This window comes from Roseibaca sp. Y0-43 (assembly GCF_020667835.1).
GTDB lineage: Bacteria > Pseudomonadota > Alphaproteobacteria > Rhodobacterales > Rhodobacteraceae > Roseinatronobacter.
Genome location: NZ_JAFMPR010000009.1, coordinates 1 through 15,906, shown reverse-complemented (window position 1 = coordinate 15,906; position 15,906 = coordinate 1). Strand labels below are relative to the sequence as shown.

The following is a 15,906-nucleotide window of genomic DNA, read 5'->3' as shown; positions in this document are numbered from 1 at the left end:
GCCGGGTCAATCCGCCAAAACCCCGATTTTGCCATTTTTGCGCGCCGATAGGGCCGCAATGCCGCGTTAGATTTCAAGACCTACAGGCCCGACAGTCCGGGCCAAGAGTGTGAACAGGTAAGACCATGAAGCGTGTCAGTCACTTCCTTCGATCATGGGCCACGCGCCAGGATGGCGCTGTCACCGTCGAATTCGTCGTCGTCGTGCCCTTTGTCCTGACTCTGTTCTTCGCGTCGGTCGACACGGGTATCACCATGCTGCGCCAGGTCATGCTGGACCGCGCGGTGGACATGGCGGTGCGCGAGGTGCGCTTGGGCCGGGTGCCCAGCGACGGCTCTGTCACCATGGCGCAACTGATCTGTGACCGCGCGATCCTGTTTTCCGATTGCCACGACAATATCGCGGTCGAAATGCAACCGATCGACACTACCAATTTCACCGGGCTGAATGACCCTGTGCGCTGCGTGAACCGCGAGCTGGCGCTCACGCCCGCCGTGGCCTTCAACCCCGGCTCTGGCGGCGCGGCGCAGGAATTGATGCTTATCAAGACCTGTGTCTCGGCCAACCCGTTCATCCGGCTCACCGGTTTTTTCAACGCGATGCCGATCAATCCTGACGGTGATTACGTGATCGCGTCTCGGGGGATTTTCGTCAATGAACCTAGCTAACGCCTTTTTCTTGCGCCTGCGGCTTTTCGCGCAAGATGCCCGCGCCGCCATTACCGTGGAACTGGTGCTGGTTCTGCCCATGCTGCTTTGGGCCTTTTTCGCGACCATGATCTTCAACGACGCCTACCGCGCGCGCACGCAAGCGCAGGCGGCGGCGCTGCATGTGGCCGACGCCATTTCGCGCAACACGACCATTCTGACGACCGAATACCTGGAAGGCATGAACGACGTGTATGACTTCCTGACCGGGGGCGAGGAATTGTCGCGCCTGCGCGTGACCTCTGTGGTGTGGGACCGCGACGCGGATGAGCCGATGGTGCTGTGGTCCTATGGCACGCGCGGCATGAACCCGCTGCCCGACAACGCTTTCCAGCTTATGGCGAGCGGCGAATATGCCATGCTGCAAGAAGCCATGGACGGCATGGAAGGCGAGAACCTGATTTCCGGCTTTACCCAGACGCCGGTCGCCGACCTGCACCAGCGTATCCCGCCGGTCATGCCGGGTGAGGCGCTGATCTTGGTCGAAAGCTTCACCATGTGGCAAGCGCCCACGCGCGGCATTTTCCTTGGCTTCGACCTGCTGGAGAACAGCCGCCTCAGCCCGATTGCCGTGGTGCGCCCGCGCTTCTCGCCCTTCATCAATTTCGAAGGCGCGATCGACGCGGTTCCGCCGGATTTCTCGGAATTTGACGGCACGCCCTCGGACCCGGTCAGCGACCCCGAGGGGGACATTACCGACCCGGTGGACCCGGTTGACCCCGGCGACACGGTCGATGTGGTGTCGGTCACGGATTTTTCGGCGGGTGTGAACGACGGCTGGTCCAGCACGCAAACAACCGCGGCGGCCGGTAGCAACGCGGCGGGCAACAGCTATCTGGGTCCGTTCGGCAATGAAACCCGCACCAGCCCCGTCACCTTTACCAATACGTTCAGCCAGACCATGTCGCAGGCGGATTACCATTTCGATTTGGTCATCCTTGGCTCGTGGGATGGTTTCGATCGGAATTGGAACTTGCCGGAGGGCGAGACGCTCGGAATCACCGTCAATGGCGAGGTCGTCGCGCTGGAGCCGTTTGCAGTCAACCCTTGGGGGGTTACGGAGCGCGCTCGGGAAAGCTTGGTCCATACTGCACATGGTCGCGTCCGCGTCACACTGGAACCTGTTGAAACTGCGGTCGATATCGACGGGGATTACTGGATGGACCAGATTTGGTCCTTGTCGATTCGTATCGTCGATCCGGCGCAAACGATCAGCATCGGTTTCGTTGCCAACACAAGCGAAGGCCTCGACAATGAATCCTTCGGTTTCGGCGGCATGTCCCTCAGCGCTGTTGCCGGGTCGCAAGACCCCGACCGCTGGGTGCCCGACCGTGCTACCCTGATTGGAACCGATAGCTTGACCGGCTTTCCGGTGCATTCCGGCTGTTTCGTGAACAACAACCCGGCAGATACCCTGTCCTTGGGCAATTACGACCTGTGGGGCGGTGCGATCCCGATGCGCCGCACCTTCGGCGGGGATACGCAGATGAGGAACTGCCGCAGTGACGGCTATGGCTTTTTCAACGCCTCGCCGCTGATGGTTCTGGAATATGAAAACGACACCGGCAACTGGGACAATAACCGCTTCCGCATTCGCACCGATGACGGGGCCAATGGCGCGGAATGCGATGCCGTGTTGCTGATGCGCGACCCCAACGGCCAGTGGTTCTGGGTCGACGACCTTAGAGGATTTGGCTGGAATGCTGGGCTGGAACTGGCTCATGCACAAAGCGGAACCTACATCATCTGGGGTGGGCGCTACAGTCAGGGCACCTGTCAAGCCGACATTCTGTTCGAGCATTACTGACAATTTCCCCACCGGCAAACAGACCGGGGCGCAGGGCAAGATCGCCTTGCGCCCCGTGTCGTTCCAAGGCTAGGGTAAGCCAGCCTCGCCAACGGACCATGCCATGCCGCGCCGCGCCAGTTTGCTGTTTTGCCTTTGCACCGGGCTTGCCGCCTGCGTGACCAGCCCTGACCTGCCGCCCGCCGACCGGCAGGCGCAGGGCGCAGCCCCCAGCCTTGTGCCGATTTCGGGCCTGCTTGACCAAGCCGCACGCCCCGAAAGCCTGACCGCCGTCAGCCTTGCCGCCGCCCCCCAAGCCCGTGCCGCCGCTCTGCGAGCGCGCGCCGCCCGCCTGCGCGGCCCGGTCATCGCGGCATCCGATCGCGCGCGGCTGCTCGCCTCTGGCCCCAGCCTGCGTTAATCCAGAATTTCGGCCAGCGCTTGCGCTTGCGCCTTGGTCAGATCCGCCCGCCGTACCTGAGCGGTGTGGATCGAAAACACCACCGCCCGGCTTTGGGCCAAGCGCAGCAGGCATTGCCGTTCCGAGCGGATGAAATCGCCATCGTCGCGCTTGTCCTTGGGCGCGTATTCTTGGCGTGGCTGGTAAAGCGCGGCGTTGGTGTAGCGCAGCAGGTTGGCGCGCCAGAGCGGCTGTTCCGGGCGGATCGCGTCGAACATCCGCTGCACCCGCGCGCCCATCTGGCTATCATAGCTTTCGACCGGGGCGTGAATACGCAGAAGCGGGCGGCCCAGTTTCTGCGCCAGCGTCCAGCTGGACGGAAAACACAGCACCGCGCCCGTCAACACATGCTCGTCCGCGCCATCACGCTTTTGCAGGATGCAGAAATCTTCTTGCACCAGCAGCCCTAGCGCATGAAGCGGGGGCAGGGCGGACAGGTCCACTCTGCGCCCATCGGGGCATGTGATGCGCGGACCGTCGCACGTGAAGCCCAAGGCGGGCAGGTCGCCCAGAACGGTCGCCAACAGTTCCGCCGCCGCATCTTCGGCTTCGGCCAAGCAGGCCGTCACCTCGGCGGGGCGATCTGCCAAAAGCCGCGCGCGTTCTGCCATCTGCGCCGCGTAAGCGTCCGAGATCAGTAGCCATTCGTCCCGCGCCAAGGGCATCACACCCGGCAAGCGGCGGCGGGCAGGGTCCACCCAAGGGGCAAAAGGCAGGCGCGCGTTCAGGATCATGCCCCATCGCTACCGCGCCCGCGCTCGCCCCGCCACAGCAATTTCTTGCGCAAGGGCGGATTTCGCGGCAGCATGGCCCCATGGCACAGCCCGAATACACGCTTGGCATCGAAGAAGAATACCTGCTGGTCGATGCCGAGACCTGCGCGCTGGTCGATGTGCCCGATGCGCTGATGCGCGACTGCGCGCAGGCGCTTGGCGATCAGGTCTCGCCCGAATTTCTAGCCTGTCAGATCGAAGTCGGCACCGGTATTTGCGAAAGCGTGGCCGAGGCGCGCGCCGATCTGGGCCATCTGCGCCGCACGATTGCCGCTTGCGCCGCGCAATACGGCATGGCGCCCTTGGCGGTGTCCTGCCACCCGTTTGCCGATTGGCAATCGCGCAAGCACACCGAAAAGCCCCGCTATGACGATCTGGCCCGCGATCTGGGTGGCGTGGTGCGGCGGATGCTGATCTGCGGCACGCATGTGCATGTGGGCCTGCCGGATGACGATTTGCGCATGGATATCATGCGCCAGATCAGCTATTTCCTGCCGCATCTGCTGGCGCTGTCCACCTCCTCGCCGTTCTGGGGCGGGCAGGATACCGGGCTCAATAGCTACCGACTAAGCGTGTTCGACAATTTGCCGCGCACGGGCCTACCGCCTGATTTCATCTCATATGCCGAATATCGCCGCTCGGTCGATATGCTGATCGGCGCGGGGCTGATCGAGGACACGTCGAAAATCTGGTGGGATATTCGCCCTTCGGCCCGCTTTCCGACCATCGAGGCGCGGATTTGCGATGTCATGCCGATCATGGAGCATACGCTGACCATCGCCGCGATGGTGCAATCCATCACCCGGATGCTGGTCGAGCTGCGCCGCCGCAACCAACGCTGGCGCATCTATGACCGCTTCCTGATCGCCGAGAATCGCTGGCGGGCGCAACGCTATGGCCCGCGCGAAGGGCTCTTGGACATTGGGCGCGGCGCGCTTGTGCCGATGGGCGAATTGGTGGCCGAGTTGATTGATCTGCTGGACGCAGATGCCATGGCCTTGGGCTGCCTGAACGAGTTGCGCGCGGCGCAGGACATCGTCGCCCAAGGCACCAGCGCCGAGCGGCAGCGCGCCGTTCATGCGCAGGCCGTGGCCGATAGCGCGGATCAGGCCGAAGCCCTGCGCGCCGTGGTGCGGTCCCTGATGGGCGAATTCAGCGCGGGGCTGGACGCTACAGGCGAATGACCGAAATCAGCCGCCCGTAATCGGCCTGCCCTTCGTGGCAGGACCGGCGGTAGGAATAGAATGCCGCCGGGTCGGCATAGGTGCAATGCCCGGTCCAATGCGCATCGACCCCCGCCGCGCGCAGACGGGCCAGACCAAAGCCCGGCAGGTCGAACTGGTAGCGCCCGCATTCGCCATTGACGAAATGGCGCATGTGGTCGGGGTCTTCGTCGAGGAACTTTTCCAGAAAATCCTGCCCGACCTCGTAGTTGCGTTGGCTGATGCAGGGGCCGATCACCGCGGTGATGCGCTCGCGTTGGGCGCCAAGCGCGATCATCGCGTCTATCGTCTGTTCCAGCACGCCGTCCAGCGCGCCGCGCCAGCCCGCATGGGCCGCGCCGATCACGCCCGCATCGCGGTCGGCGAACAGGACCGGCTGGCAATCGGCGGTCAGGATGGCCAGCGCCAGCCCCGGTGTGGCGGTCACGACCGCGTCGGCGCGCGGGCGCTCGTCATCGCCAAGCGCTGCGTTCACGCTGGCCACATCGGCTGAATGCACCTGATGCACGGTGACAAGCGCGTCGGTTGGAACCTGCATCGCCTCTGCCACGCGGGCGCGGTTCATACGCACGCTGTCGCTTTGGTCGGAAGACCCGGTGCCGCAATTCAGCCCCGCGAAAATGCCCGAGGATGCCCCACCGCGCCGGGTGAAAAACCCGTGCCGAAAGGGCTGTAGCGCGTCCGAGGTGATGATGTCCAACGTCACGTCACTTGTCCAAAACCGGGCGGTTGCGGCGCCCCTACAGGGTAAAGGCCCAGCGCCTTGAATAGCTGACCCATTTCCCCCGCGTCGGTCAAGCGCCGATATGCGGCAAGGTGGTTTTCCAGCGCCGCGTCCGTCAGACCTTGGGCAAGCACCTGCGCGCGCTGGCCGATGCCGAGCGCCGCCAGAAGTGCGCCTTGCGGGGCAAGCGGTGTGGCGGCCAAGGGGCTGGCATAGGCCAAGGCGCGGAAATCGACATGCGCGGTCAGGTCCGCGTCGCCCGGATGGGCCAGCGGGTGGTCCTTTTGCTGCTGCCAGATGGCTTGCAACGTGTCGCCCGCGCTGCCCCAGTCGCCGTAATCGACGATCAGCGCGAAACCGCCTTGTGTAGCGATGCGGGTGCTCAGCGCGTCGATCACGGGCAGGGCGGGGGCGCAGGACTCAACCATCGTGCCCTCTGGCGTGTTGTCGAGCAGGTTGTCCAAGGCGGCCAAGGGCGCGGGTGGGGTCAGGCCGAAGGCAAGCTGGTCGCCGTCCAGCCCCACCACACGCTCGGCCCAGCCCTTGGGGTGGCGCAGGAACTGGCGGATGGGCAGGGCGTCGAAAAATTCATTGGCCACTACAAACAAGGGGCGGTCGTCGGGCAAGCTGTCGGCGCTGTCATGCCAGACCGCACCGGGCACGCGCTGCGCCTGGGCCGCACGCAGCACGGGCGACGCCTCTACCAAATGCAGCTCTGCGCCCGCGTGAAACCCCGGCACGCGGGCTGTGGCGCGCAGGATGTCCGCCATCAGCGTGCCGCGACCGGGGCCAAGTTCGGCCAGCGTGAAGCGGGGGGCTGCGCCTTGGTCCATCCAGACCTGCGCGATCAGCAGGCCCAAGAGTTCGCCGAACATCTGGCTAATTTCGGGCGCGGTGGTGAAATCGCCCGTCTGCCCAAGCGGGTCGCGGGTGGTATAGTAGCCATGACGCGGATGCAGCAGGCATTGCGTCATGTACTCGGCCACGGTGATCGGCCCTTGCGCCGCGATCTGGCGGCGCAGGATGTCCGCCAGCGCCGTCATGTGCGCCGGGCCTGCCACAGCAGCGCCAGCCCGATCAGCACCATGGGCAGCGACAGCATTTGCCCCATGCTGACGCCGAGGGGGCCAAGCGATAGCACATGCCCCAGCGGGTTGTCGGGCGTGATGAATTGCGCATCCGCCTGCCGCCAGAATTCGACCGTGAAGCGCGCCAGCCCATAGCCCGCGATGAACACGCCCGTCACCAGCCCCGGCTGCTTCAGCGCGCCGCGCCGCCAGACAAGCCATGCCAGCACGGCGAACAGAAGGGCGCCTTCAAGCGCTGCCTCGTATAGCTGCGTGGGGTGGCGCGCGCAGATGGTGCTGGGCCAATCCCACGGGCAGTCTTGCGCGGCGGGGCCGGGAAAGATCACGCCCCACGGGGCCAGCGTGGGCCGCCCCCAAAGCTCTGCATTGATGAAATTGGCGACCCGCCCCAGCCCGATCCCGATGGGCGCGACCAGCGCCATCGCATCGGCCAGTTGCATCGGCGGCACGCCGTGGCGGCGGCAATAGAGAAGCCCCGCCACGATCACCCCCGCAAGCCCGCCGTGGAAGGACATTCCCCCTTCCCAGATGCGCAGGATTTGCGACGGATATTCAAGGTAATAGCCCGCCTGGTAGAACAGCACGAACCCCAGCCGCCCGCCCAGAATGACCCCGATGATGACCCATGTCAGCAGCCCTTCGACCTTGGCGGGGGCCATGGGGGCTGTGTCACCCGGCCAAAGCGCGGGCCGCGCCATCAGGCGCTGGATGATCCACCAGCCCAGCAGGAACCCCGCGATATAGGCCAGCGCATACCAGCGCAGCGCGAAGCTGAAATTGCCGATATCGAGCGTGAAAATCTCGGGGCGCAGGTCGGGAAACAGAATGGCGAGGGGCGACAGCATGGCAAGGTCCGGGCAAGTGTTGCGACTGTCTGGCGCGTGGGGGCTAGGGAAGTCAACCTTGCGTTTTGGCGCGTCAGGTCACATATCAGGCAAAAGCCGCTGGCAAAGGAGCCGTCATGCAAAGCCGCAACAAGATCCTAGACGACATGTCGCAACTTGTGACCAACGCCATGGGCGTGGCCCAAGGCGCGCGCACAGAGGCAGAGACGGCCATGAAAAGCCTGCTCGACCGGTGGCTCGCCGACCGCGATTTCGTCACCCGCGAGGAATTCGATGCGGTCCGCGCCATGGCGCAAAAGGCCCGTGAGGAAAACGCGGCCCTGCAAGCGCGGCTGGATGCGCTGGAAGGCAAATCCAAGGGCTGACACGGCCCATGCGCCCCGCCGCCACGCAAAGATTGCAACATGGCGGGGTTTCGGGGCAAAACCTCTCTGAGAAGTTGGAATTCCAGGGAGGGGTCAATGGGCCATATTCTTGCACTCGATCAGGGCACTACGTCCAGCCGGGGGATCGTGTTCGATCCGCAGATGCGGATCAAGGCCATCGCGCAAGAAGAGTTCACCCAGCATTACCCCAGCTCGGGCTGGGTGGAACATGACCCGTCCGATCTGTGGGCGACGACCGCCGCCACGGCCCGCGCCGCGATCGAAAAGGCGGGGCTCTCGGCCAGTGACATCGCCGCCATCGGGATCACAAACCAGCGCGAAACCACGCTGATCTGGGACCGCGCAACGGGCAAGCCCATCCACAACGCGATTGTCTGGCAGGACCGCCGCACGTCCGATTTCTGCGCCGGTCTGCGCAAGGACGGGCACGAGCCGATGATTACCGCGCGCACGGGGTTGCTGGCGGACCCGTATTTCTCTGCCACGAAGGTGAAGTATATCCTCGACACGGTCGACGGCGCGCGCGACCGGGCCAAGCGCGGGGAACTCGCTTTCGGCACGGTCGATAGCTGGATGATCTGGAACCTGACCGGCGGCAAGGCCCATGTGACCGACGCCACCAACGCCGCGCGCACCATGCTTTACGACATCCACAAGGGCCGGTGGAGCAAGACGATCTGCGATCTTTTCGACATTCCCATGTCCATGCTGCCCGAGGTGCGCGATTGCGCCGCCGATTTCGGCGTCACGCGCGCCGATCTGTTCGGCCGCGAGATCCCGATCCTTGGCGTGGCGGGCGATCAGCAGGCCGCGACCATCGGGCAGGCCTGTTTTACCCCCGGCATGATGAAATCCACCTACGGCACAGGGTGTTTCGCCGTGCTGAACACGGGCGCAAAGCCGGTGGCGTCGTCGAACAAGCTGTTGACGACCATCGCCTACCAGTTGGACGGCACGCCCACCTATGCGCTGGAAGGGTCGATTTTCATTGCGGGCGCGGTGGTGCAATGGCTGCGCGACGGCATCCAGATCATCCGCTCGGCCCCCGAAACCCAGGCGCTGGCCGAAAAGGCCGACCCTACCCAAGACCTGATCCTCGTGCCCGCCTTCGTGGGGCTTGGCGCGCCCTATTGGAAGCCAGAGGCGCGCGGCGCGGTCTTTGGCCTGACGCGCAATTCCGGCCCTGCTGAATTCGCGCGCGCGGCGCTGGAATCGGTGGGCTACCAGACCCGCGACCTGTTGGAAGCGATGCAGGATGACTGGACCGCAAAAGGCACCCGGCCCAGCCTGCGCGTGGATGGCGGCATGGCCGCGAATGACTATGCCATGCAATTCCTGTCCGACATTATCGGCGCGCCCGTGGATCGCCCGCAGGTCTTGGAAACAACCGCGCTGGGCGCGGCTTGGCTGGCAGGCCAACGTGCCGGTGTCTGGCCGGGGATGGACGAGTTTGCCAAGGGTTGGGCGATCGAACGGCAATTCACCGCCGCGATGGACGCGGGCGAACGCAGCGCACGCTATGACCGTTGGGGCCGCGCGGTGAATGCCGTGTTGGGGGTATGAGCGTGCCGCCCTTCGGCTTTGCGACGGCGGGGCAAATCCGCTTCGGGCGCGGGGTGCTGGCGGAAGCCGCCCCCTTTGCCGCATCCGCGCGGCGGGTGCTGTTGCTGCGCTCGGCCTCTGTCGCGCAGGCCGGGGATCTGGCCCGCGCGCTGCCGGGCGATGTGCTGGACATGGTCGCGCGGGGCGAGCCGGACCTGCCCCAGCTAGAGGCCACGCTCGCGCAAGCGCGCGCTTTTGGTCCCGATCTGATCGTCGCCATCGGCGGCGGCGCGATCATCGACCATGGCAAGGCATTGGCCGCGCTTGTGCCCGCGCCTCATGGCGCGATGCGCTACCTGGAAGTGGTGGGCGAGGGGCAACCGCTGGATGCCGCCCCCCTGCCGCTGATCGCCATTCCCACCACCGCCGGCACGGGTGCAGAGGTCACGCGCAACGCGGTCATCGGCGTGCCGCAGGCCGGGCGCAAGGTCAGCCTGCGCGATCCGCGCCTGTATCCGGCACTGGCGCTGGTCGATCCAGACCTGTTGGAAAGTTGCCCGCGCGGGGTGACGCTTGCCTCTGGCCTTGATGCGATTACGCAGGTGATCGAACCTTTCATTTGCGCGCGCGCCAACCCTATGACCGATGCGCTGTGCCGCGACGCCATCCCGCGCGGGCTGCACGCGCTGCACCGCCTGATGGACCATGGCGAGAGTGCGGCGTGGGACGACATGGCGCTGACCAGCCTTTACGGCGGGCTGGCGCTGGCCAATGCGGGGCTGGGGGCAGTGCATGGGTTCGCGGGCGTCATCGGCGGGCGCACGGGGGCGGCGCATGGCGCGATCTGCGGCGCGCTTCTGGTACCGGTCTTGCGCGCAAACCGGGCCGCTGCCGCGCCGGAAACCGAGGCTGCCCAGCGGATGGATTGGGTGATCGCCCGGATCACGGATGAATTTGGCGGGCTGAGCGACTTTCACGCATGGGCACAGGGCCATGGCTTACAAAGGGTGTCTGCCTTGGGCGTGCAGCCGGACCAGCACGCAGAGCTTGCACGCGAGGCGCGGCTGTCCTCGTCCTACAAGGCCAACCCGGTGGACCTGAGCCTCGACGATCTGGCCGCCATCTTGTCCGCCGCCTGAGCGGCCCTTAGCGCAGCAATTCCGCGATTGCTGCGTCCGAGGCGTCCAACTCGGCCTGCCGCGCGATACGCTCGGCGCGCAGGGCCGCGATTTCGCCTTCTATCGCATCGACCCGCGCGCGACGCTCGGCAGTCGCGCTGCTTTCGTCGCCCAGTTGCACGATCAACCCCGCCAAGCGGTCCTGATCGGCGATAAGCTGCGCCTCGGCGTCGCGCAGATCGGCGATCTGGTCTTGCAGGCGCGATTGCTCGGCGCGCAGGGTGCGCAAGCGCTCGAACAGGGCACGCGTGTCGTCGGTGGGCATCCGCCCCTGCCAATAGGCAAGCTCGTCGGCGTCCATATCCAGAAGCGCCAGTCGCGTGCGGGTGGTGCGGGTCTCTAGCACGTCGAAGCGCGTGATCTCGCCCTGCGGCAGGTCGATGGTGAAGCGGGTTGCGTCCAGTTCTGCCGCGCCGCCTTGGGTCTGCATGTCCCAACCGGGGCGCAACGGGTGCAAAAGCGTCAGCACGCGCGTGCCCGCCTCGGCCCCTTCGATCCGGTAGGTTGTCGTCAGCTCCACCCGCTCGGACGCGACCAGCACCCCGTCCGAGAGCGTGGCCTCGGTCACGGTCGATTGCTCTGCCAGATCCTCGCGGATGGACAGGGCGGTGTCCTCGGCAAACTCGACCAGCGCGGTGTCGCCGGGGGCAAGTTCGGGCATCATCGCATCGCCCGCATGGCCGCGCGTGGCGTCATAGACGGTGACAATGCCCGCAGGCAGGCGCAGCGGCAGGGGGTTTTCCACTTCCAGCGCCATCATCGGATGGGGCGCATAGCTGCCGCCGTAATAGACCGTCAGCCGCGCGTTTTGCGCCTGCTCTTGCAGGAAGGGCAGGCTTATCATCTGGCCGCTGGCCAAGGTCACGGGGTCGCTGAGCGTATAGGCCGAGAAACTCGTGCCTTCGACCATCTCGACCGGGGCGGGTTCCATCACGGGCATGTCAGCCATCCCGCGCATCACGGCGCTTTCCGCCATCGCGGGCGCGAATTGCGGCGCTTTTTCGCGTGGGGCATCCACCCGGTCATACAGCCGCGCATCCAGCGCGCGGACAGCCCCCGTGGCCAGTGTCAGCGACACGCCGTCCCAATCCTGGCCGGTGGTGTTTTCCACGACCGCCCAGCCGGTCAGCGTCAGCCCATCCGGACCATCCACCGCGCGCCACGCGGTTTTCCACACGGGCGCGGGTTGTAGCCAGCCAAGGCCCACGGTGCGGGGGCTGGTGTCAGCGCTGTCGATCTGCACCTCGATGCGGCTGGCGCGGCCTTGGGCGCGGATGGCATTTAGCGCGGTGTCCAGCGCCGCGCGGTCATCGGCATCGTCCAGCACAAGCGTGGTCGCATCATCAAGCGGCATCTGCAAGATCTGCCCGTCGGCATCCATGACCGACACGGCCACGCATCCCGCGCGCCCGTCGTCGCAAGGGGTTGGCCCGGTGCCCATCAGCCGCCCCTCCAGCGTGGTTGCCCGCCGGGTCAGCCGCGCGGGCGCGCCTTGCATGGCGTCAATCAGCGCGGTCAGGTCCGACACGGCCTCTGGCGGGAAGGGCAGGGTGGCAAAGGCATCTTCCAAGCCCCCCGGCCCCGGCATGGTCAGGCGGGGTGTGGCCCCCGTGGGGTCGGCCAGCCGCAGCGATTTCAGGAAATCGTTCATGTCGGCGTGCCGCAGCGTCAGGCGCAGACCATCCGGCCCCATTTGCCCCTCACCCTCCAGCATGGCGACCCCGGCGGTCGACAGCGTGACCGCGCGCAGGTCGGTCTGGGCCAAGGCGGGTTGGGTCAGCGCGGTGCAAAGCAGAAGGGCGGCGATGGGGCGCATGGGGCGGTCCTTTATGTAAACGCTCACGCAGCCTAGCCTGTGCAAGATGCGCTGGAAACAGGCACGCGCGGGCAGCGGCGGGTATTTGCCACGGCGATTGGCGCGCAGCAAAAGCAAGGGCTGGACGCAGCCCATCCATAGCGGTATGCGAGAGGAATGCCCCAAGATGATGATCCGACGCCCGAGCTGAACACATCCGAGCCGCTGCGCCGCGCGCTTGGCTCGCGCTATCTGCAATATGCGCTCTCCACCATCATGCACCGCGCGCTGCCCGATGCGCGCGACGGGCTGAAACCCGTGCACCGGCGCATTCTGTTCGCCATGCGCGAGTTGAAGCTTTCGCCCACAGGCGGCTTTCGCAAATCGGCCAAGATCACCGGCGACGTGATGGGCAACTATCATCCACATGGCGACGCCGCGATCTATGACGCGATGGCGCGCTTGGCGCAGGATTTCAACCTGCGCTACCCGCTGGTGAACGGGCAGGGCAATTTCGGTAATATCGACGGCGATAACCCGGCCGCCGCGCGCTATACCGAGGCACGCATGGCGCGGGCCTCGGAGCTGTTGCTCGAAGGGCTGGCCGAGAACGCGGTCGATTACCGCCCGAATTACGACGGCACGCTCAGCGAACCCGTTGTTCTGCCCGCTGCCTTTCCGAACCTGTTGGCCAATGGCGCAAGCGGTATTGCCGTGGGCATGGCCACCAACATTCCACCGCATAATCTGGACGAGTTGATCGAGGGCTGTCTGGCGCTGATCGCCACGCCCGATTTGCCCGATGACGATCTGGTCAAGCTGATCCCCGGCCCCGATTTTCCCACAGGCGGCGTGATCGTGGAGCCGCCCGAGGCGATCCGCGAGGCCTATGCCACCGGGCGCGGTGCCTTCCGTCTGCGCGCGCGGTGGGAGGTCGAGGATCTGGGCCGCGGGCAATGGCAGGTCGTGGTCACGGAAATTCCCTTCCAGGTGCCCAAATCGCGCCTGATCGAGAAGCTGGCAGAGGTCATCCAGACCCGTAAAGTGCCGCTTCTGGCCGATGTGCGCGACGAATCCGCCGATGATGTGCGCATCGTGCTGGAACCCAAGTCGCGCACGGTCGATGCAGAGCTGATGATGGGAATGCTGTTCAAGAACAGCGATCTGGAAACCCGTTTCAGCCTGAACATGAATGTGTTGATCGACGGGGTCACGCCCAGGGTGTGTTCCTTGCGCGAAGTGCTGCGCGCGTTTCTGGACCATCGCCGCGAGGTCTTGCTGCGCCGCTCGCGCCACCGGCTGGACAAGATCGACCACCGGCTGGAAGTGCTGGAAGGTTTTATCATCGCCTTCCTGAACCTTGACCGCGTGATCGACATCATCCGCTACGATGACAACCCCCGCGCCGCGCTGATGCGCGAGGTTTGGGGGCGCGATTTCCCGCGCGCCACGTCCGAGAAGGATTATGTCGCCCCGGCTGAGGGCGAGGGCGAATTGTCAGAGCTTCAGGCCGAATCGATCCTGAACATGCGCCTGCGCAGCTTGCGCCGTCTGGAAGAGATGGAGTTGCGCCGCGAGCGTGACGAGTTGCTGAAAGAACGCGCCGATCTGGAAGACCTGCTTGGGTCGGACAAACTGCAATGGAAGCGCATCGGGCGCGAGTTGCGCGATGTGCAGGCCGAGTTCGGCAAGAATACCGATCTGGGCCGCCGCCGCACCGATTTCGCACAGGCCGCCGACGTCGAAGATGTGCCGCTAGAGGCGATGATCGAACGCGAACCCGTGACCATCGTCTGCTCTGCCATGGGCTGGATCCGCGCCATGAAGGGCCATGTGGCGCTCGATCAGGCGTTCAAGTTCAAGGATGGCGACGAAGGGCGCTTCGCGTTTCACGCCGAAACCACCGACAAGATCGTGCTCTTTGGCTCGAACGGGCGGTTCTACACGCTGCTGGCCGCCAACCTTCCCGGCGGGCGCGGCATGGGCGAACCCGTGCGCCTGATGGTCGATCTGCCGAACGAAGCGGCAATCGTTGATCTGTTCATCCACAAGCCCGGCACCAAGCTTGTCGTGGCCTCCAGTGCGGGCGACGGCTTTGTCGTGCCTGCCGATGATGTGGTAGCGCAAACCCGCAGCGGCAAACAGGTGCTCAACGTCAAGGAAGGCGTGCGCGCGCTGGTCTGTCGACCCGTGGCAGGCGACCATCTGGCCTGTGTGGGTGAAAATCGGAAGATGCTGGTCTTCCCGCTGGCCGATCTGCCCGAAATGGGGCGTGGCAAGGGGGTGCGGCTGCAATCCTACAAGGATGGCGGGCTGTCGGACCTGACCACGATCACGCTGGCCGAAGGGCTGCGCTGGCTGGACCCGGCAGGGCGCACCCGGCACGAGGCGGACCTGACCGAATGGCTGGGCAAACGCGCTAGCGCGGGCCGCATGGCCCCGCGCGGCTTTCCACGCGATAACCGCTTCGCCTGACCGGCTGGCCCGCCTCATGGGTTTGCGCCTTTGGCTTCAATAAGCTATGGCAGACGGGTCTTTGGCTGAAAGGGTGTCGTCATGCGGGTTTCGGGTGCTTTCTTGCGCAGGCTTGGGCTGGTCGCCGCGATCGGGCTGTTGTCGGCTTGCGCCAGCGGCGCGAAGCTGGGCGAAGAACGCGCCGAGCTGAACAATTTCCTGCTGGGCCATGCCATCGTGGTGGATGAAAACGCCGTCGCCGGCCCCGCCTCGCGCAAGGCAGAGCCGAATGCTTGGAAAGAGAGCCTTGAAGCTGAATTGCAGCGTCGATTCGGGCGCTATCAGGGGGACAAGCTCTATCATCTGGGGGTCGCGGTGCAGGGCTACGTGCTGGCCATTCCGGGCATTCCGCTGGTGGCCGCGCCCAAGTCGTTCCTCATCCTTGGCGTGACCGTCTGGGATGACGCGGCGGGCCAGAAGCTGAACGACAAGCCGCACCGCATCATCGTGTTCGAATCGCTGTCGGGCGAAACCGCCATCAGCTCTGGGCTGACCCAAAGCGCCGAAGAGCAGATGCAGAACCTGACCCAGAACGGCGTCGCCGCGATCGAGCGCTGGCTGGCCACCCAGGAAGAGTGGTTCCCGCCCGCGCCAGAGCAGCCCGACACCCAAGAGGAAGAGACCGCCGAAGCGCAGGACGACCCCGCACAGGCCGCCACCGCCGCGACCGAAGACAGCTGAGACGCCGCAGCCGCGCCTTTCCGGCTTGATTTCCCCCGCGCGCTTCGGTAACTGGCGCGCGTGTCTTTTCGGGCCCGCCACATCGGCCCACCAACAGAGGGTGCCCTATCCATGGCAAAGCAAAAGTTTGACCGGACGAAACCGCATGTGAACATCGGCACGATTGGCCATGTTGACCACGGCAAGACGACGCTGACGGCGGCG

The 15,906-nt window shown here is 65.4% G+C and carries 15 protein-coding genes; 10 read left to right on the top strand and 5 right to left on the bottom strand.

Translation table 11 applies throughout. From position 1 onward, the window contains the following. Window positions 1–125: 125 nt before the first annotated feature. The 3 genes from J1C52_RS11700 (at window position 126) to J1C52_RS11690 (ending at window position 2,914) form a co-directional block, all read left to right on the top strand. Complete coding sequence (locus tag J1C52_RS11700; RefSeq protein WP_227428132.1) at window positions 126–668, top strand: TadE/TadG family type IV pilus assembly protein; 543 nt, start codon at window positions 126–128, stop codon at window positions 666–668. Next, window positions 655–2,514, top strand: a complete 1,860-nt coding sequence (locus tag J1C52_RS11695; protein ID WP_227428131.1) for a hypothetical protein — start codon at window positions 655–657, stop codon at window positions 2,512–2,514. Before J1C52_RS11700 ends, J1C52_RS11695 begins: the two co-directional genes overlap by 14 nt. Before the next feature lie 103 nt (window positions 2,515–2,617). Next, complete coding sequence (locus J1C52_RS11690) at window positions 2,618–2,914, top strand: hypothetical protein (protein ID WP_227428130.1); 297 nt, start codon at window positions 2,618–2,620, stop codon at window positions 2,912–2,914. On the opposite strand, the gene J1C52_RS11685 is transcribed toward J1C52_RS11690, so the two are convergent. Then, on the bottom strand, window positions 2,911–3,687 hold the full coding sequence (locus tag J1C52_RS11685; RefSeq protein WP_227428129.1) for a heme-dependent oxidative N-demethylase family protein: 777 nt from the start codon (window positions 3,685–3,687) through the stop codon (window positions 2,911–2,913). The genes J1C52_RS11690 and J1C52_RS11685 overlap by 4 nt on opposite strands. A gap of 80 nt (window positions 3,688–3,767) precedes the next feature. Between J1C52_RS11685 and J1C52_RS11680 the strand changes: the two genes are divergently transcribed. Next, window positions 3,768–4,910: a carboxylate-amine ligase gene (locus tag J1C52_RS11680; protein WP_227428128.1), complete on the top strand. Its 1,143-nt coding sequence runs from the start codon at window positions 3,768–3,770 to the stop codon at window positions 4,908–4,910. On the opposite strand, the gene pgeF is transcribed toward J1C52_RS11680, so the two are convergent. Genes pgeF through lgt form a run of 3 tightly spaced genes read right to left on the bottom strand, consistent with a single transcriptional unit; the run spans window position 4,897 to window position 7,606 of the window. Next, on the bottom strand, window positions 4,897–5,655 hold the full coding sequence (gene pgeF / locus J1C52_RS11675) for a peptidoglycan editing factor PgeF (protein WP_227428127.1): 759 nt from the start codon (window positions 5,653–5,655) through the stop codon (window positions 4,897–4,899). The two genes, J1C52_RS11680 and pgeF, sit on opposite strands and share 14 nt — an antisense overlap. Beyond that, entirely contained in the window at window positions 5,652–6,716 is a 1,065-nt protein-coding gene (locus tag J1C52_RS11670) for a class I SAM-dependent methyltransferase (RefSeq protein WP_227428126.1), read from the bottom strand. The genes pgeF and J1C52_RS11670 overlap by 4 nt, the downstream gene beginning before the upstream one ends. Further along, window positions 6,713–7,606 carry a prolipoprotein diacylglyceryl transferase gene (gene lgt, locus J1C52_RS11665; RefSeq protein ID WP_227428125.1) on the bottom strand — a complete coding sequence of 298 codons (894 nt, stop codon included), beginning with the start codon at window positions 7,604–7,606 and terminating at the stop codon, window positions 6,713–6,715. Before lgt ends, J1C52_RS11670 begins: the two co-directional genes overlap by 4 nt. A 116-nt stretch (window positions 7,607–7,722) precedes the next feature. On the opposite strand from lgt, the gene J1C52_RS11660 reads away from it, so the two are divergent. From J1C52_RS11660 to J1C52_RS11650, 3 genes are all read left to right on the top strand, one after another. After that, window positions 7,723–7,971 (top strand): accessory factor UbiK family protein, encoded by a 249-nt coding sequence (locus J1C52_RS11660; RefSeq protein WP_227428124.1) that lies wholly within the window; start codon window positions 7,723–7,725, stop codon window positions 7,969–7,971. Between the two features lie 96 nt (window positions 7,972–8,067). Then, the gene (glpK, locus tag J1C52_RS11655; RefSeq protein WP_227428123.1) at window positions 8,068–9,555 is read left to right on the top strand and encodes a glycerol kinase GlpK; all 1,488 of its coding nucleotides are present in this window, start codon (window positions 8,068–8,070) and stop codon (window positions 9,553–9,555) included. Between the two features lie 2 nt (window positions 9,556–9,557). Beyond that, a complete protein-coding gene (locus J1C52_RS11650; protein WP_227428226.1) occupies window positions 9,558–10,673 on the top strand; it encodes an iron-containing alcohol dehydrogenase in 1,116 nt (371 codons plus the stop codon). A 7-nt stretch (window positions 10,674–10,680) separates the two neighbouring features. On the opposite strand, the gene J1C52_RS11645 is transcribed toward J1C52_RS11650, so the two are convergent. Further along, a complete protein-coding gene (locus J1C52_RS11645) occupies window positions 10,681–12,528 on the bottom strand; it encodes a hypothetical protein (protein ID WP_227428122.1) in 1,848 nt (615 codons plus the stop codon). A gap of 156 nt (window positions 12,529–12,684) precedes the next feature. Here J1C52_RS11645 and J1C52_RS11640 point away from each other — a divergent pair, with 156 nt between their 5' ends. The 3 genes from J1C52_RS11640 to J1C52_RS11630 form a co-directional block, all read left to right on the top strand. Further along, entirely contained in the window at window positions 12,685–14,982 is a 2,298-nt protein-coding gene (locus J1C52_RS11640; RefSeq protein ID WP_227428121.1) for a DNA topoisomerase IV subunit A, read from the top strand. 81 nt (window positions 14,983–15,063) lie between these two features. After that, window positions 15,064–15,702, top strand: coding sequence for a hypothetical protein (locus J1C52_RS11635; protein ID WP_227428120.1), 639 nt, complete (start codon window positions 15,064–15,066; stop codon window positions 15,700–15,702). 111 nt (window positions 15,703–15,813) lie between these two features. Continuing rightward, on the top strand, window positions 15,814–15,906 hold a 93-nt coding region (locus J1C52_RS11630), incomplete at its 3' end, for a GTP-binding protein (RefSeq protein ID WP_227426990.1).